This is a genomic window from Rhodococcus sp. MALMAid1271 (assembly GCF_049195265.1).
In the GTDB taxonomy this organism is placed as follows: Bacteria; Actinomycetota; Actinomycetes; order Mycobacteriales; family Mycobacteriaceae; genus Rhodococcoides.
In genome coordinates, this window is the sequence record NZ_JBMIRQ010000048.1 from 1 (window position 1) to 2381 (window position 2381).

Genomic DNA, 2381 nt, shown 5'->3' on the forward strand with positions numbered 1-2381 from the left:
CCGCTGTCAACGACGCGTATTCCGCACCGTGGTCCGCGAGCAACCGCAGGGCCCTCGCGCGGACCTCCGGATCGATTTTCTTGGGCATGTGCTCATCCTTCCTGACTCAGAAGGAAGCGGCATCAAACCTGGGGTGATTCAGTTCGAGATCTTGGACCTGACCGCGCACGGTGTTGGTGGCGAACGCGGTCAATCGAAGACCGTCAGTGTCGGTGAACCGCAACTGCGCTCCGGGATGCGGGCGCTCTTTCCGGATGATCACGCGCATCCCGGCCGGCCACGTCGTGAGGTCGAGCAGGCCGGTGGCGTCGATGACCCACGCACCGTCGCGGACCTGCTCCGCAGCATCGACGGCGACCGACCAGGCATCTTCGGGGGCGTCGGAGAGGGCGGTGACCATCGCGTCGGTGAGTCCGAACCCGATCGAATACGACACTCCTCGCTTGTGTAGCCAGGTCAGGTATTTGTGGCTGGCTCCGGCACCGTCGGTACGGACGAGGACTTTTTTTCCGGGCCGGGTAGCGTGTGCGTTCGGTAACTGTGCCAATGCGTTTCGGGTCACTGCGATGTGATCGTCTGCGGTGTTGGATCCGGCGTTGCCGGGCCGTAGGACAGATGCGACGGGTTCACCGGTGCCGCCGGTGCCGTGGTCGACGAACGCCAACAGGGGATGAAACCCGAAGCCTCGTTTGTAGGTCGGGGCTGCAGATTCCTTGTCCGAGTGCGCGGTGACGAGGGTGGCATCGAGGTCGATGACGATCGGGTTCTGCGCAGTGATGTCGTGATCGGGTGCGTGTTCGCCGGCATGTTCCCATGCCGCGGCGCGAGCGGATGCGCGAGCGGTGTCGATCGCGGTGAGCACTGCGGGTGTATCTGCGGCGAGCGCGGTGATCAGACGGGACACGGTCGGATCGGAGGGCACTTTTCCGAACACTGCGCTGTGTTCGCGCAGGGCCGCGATGTCGGCGAGGCAGTCTCCACCGAGCGCCAATGACACTGCGAGGTCGGTGACGATCTTCCCAGGATCGAACTGCGCCAATGGTTTCCGCCATGGCGACAAGCTGTGTGAGAGGGTGGTGGTGAGTCCGGTGACGTCGGCGGTGCGGAGCAGTGTCACCGCTCCGGCATGCGACACGACACCGGTTCCGGTGGCATCGACGGACAGGGCGGGGTACGGCGACGTAGACTTGCTCACCAGAATGGTGCTCCTCGTGATGGATGAATTTGGACCTTCGCAAGTCGAATTCTTGCAGCTCAGAGCACCATTCTTCTGTTCTGACACGCCTCGCCTACCTACCGGCGTGAAAGCCCGAGGCTAGCGGCGCTACACCGCTGTCGCTACGGTCGACCGAATCGAGTCGTCTTGCTCAACTCTGGATTGGCTTGAAAATCTTGGAACCCCTCGATGTACGGAGCGAGTAGGTCTGCGATATCGGTGGCGGTCTGGGCTGCGTCAGTCGGGGGCCGTGAGACATACGCCAAGGCCATCTGAACGATGGACGTGCTCAGGATATCGGCTTGGCGTTTCGGGGCTTGCACCCAGCATCGCTGAAATGTGGCAGAGAGGTGATCTGCGGCTCGCTCGACAAGCTGGGTGCTGTGAACAGTAATGAGCCGCAGGAGGTCTGCGGATGCGTCTTCTTCTCGTAGCGATCTGACCAATGGGTCACGTTCGGAGACGGCGAAAAACGCAGCCAAGCCTCGGCCGAGCGCCAATCTGATATCACCAACGCAAGTGTAGAGGCCATCGTCCACCACACTGACCAGCTGATCGGTCAGTCGTATCGCGTAGCTCTCCGCCACACCGCGCCGGGACCCGAACTCGTTATAGATGGTCTGTCGAGACAAACCGGCTTCCTTCGCGACCTCGGACATGGTCACGGACTTCCAGCTCTGCCGCAGCAGAAGAGCGCTCAATGCGTCTAACGCGGTCGCACGAAGGAGAGTGCTTGCCGCTGTCCGGTAGCCACCATCAGGGCGCGCAGTGTGGACGGAACTCATGAATAGAAGTCTAGGCGCGTTCGGACATTGGTGGTGGGAGATGATGTCGCTGTCGCCAGCGCGTCGATGCTGCCAGCGATGCGACCAGTGGCGTTATCTGCGGGCGAACGAACCAGGCGCAGCGGTGAGCCGAACACCTACGAAGAACTCATCTGTTCTTTCGGTAGGTTTCCCGAGCGGCGTGCAGCGAACGCAGAGCATGCAACTCGGCACAACTGCCGGCGTGTGGCGTCAGAAAAGATAGTGCCCCATGGGGTGGTGTAATTCGGATCGGTGAACCATCCGGTTCATGATCAACGAGTTGTGTTGTATGTTAGGCGCTTTCGAGCTGAGGTGTCAACGACTCAGCGGTCGTGTCGGTTGATACTGCAGCGCGTTCC

General features: G+C 61.5%; 1 protein-coding gene and 1 pseudogene. Both read right to left on the reverse strand.

Features of this window, described 5'->3' with window-relative positions; all coding sequences use genetic code 11:
- Positions 1-127 precede the first annotated feature (127 nt).
- Positions 128-1195, reverse strand: a pseudogene (locus tag ACOQFP_RS04135) (IS1380 family transposase); the annotation flags it as partial.
- A gap of 143 nt (positions 1196-1338) precedes the next feature.
- A complete protein-coding gene (locus ACOQFP_RS04140; protein ID WP_045840684.1) occupies positions 1339-2001 on the reverse strand; it encodes a TetR family transcriptional regulator in 663 nt (220 codons plus the stop codon).
- Between the last annotated feature and the right edge of the window lie 380 nt (positions 2002-2381).

What these genes read in the sequence shown, in the direction of transcription:
- ACOQFP_RS04140 (WP_045840684.1), bottom strand. Translation starts at nt 2,001, where the DNA reads ATGAGTTCCGTCCACACTGCGCGCCCTGATGGTGGCTACCGGACAGCG.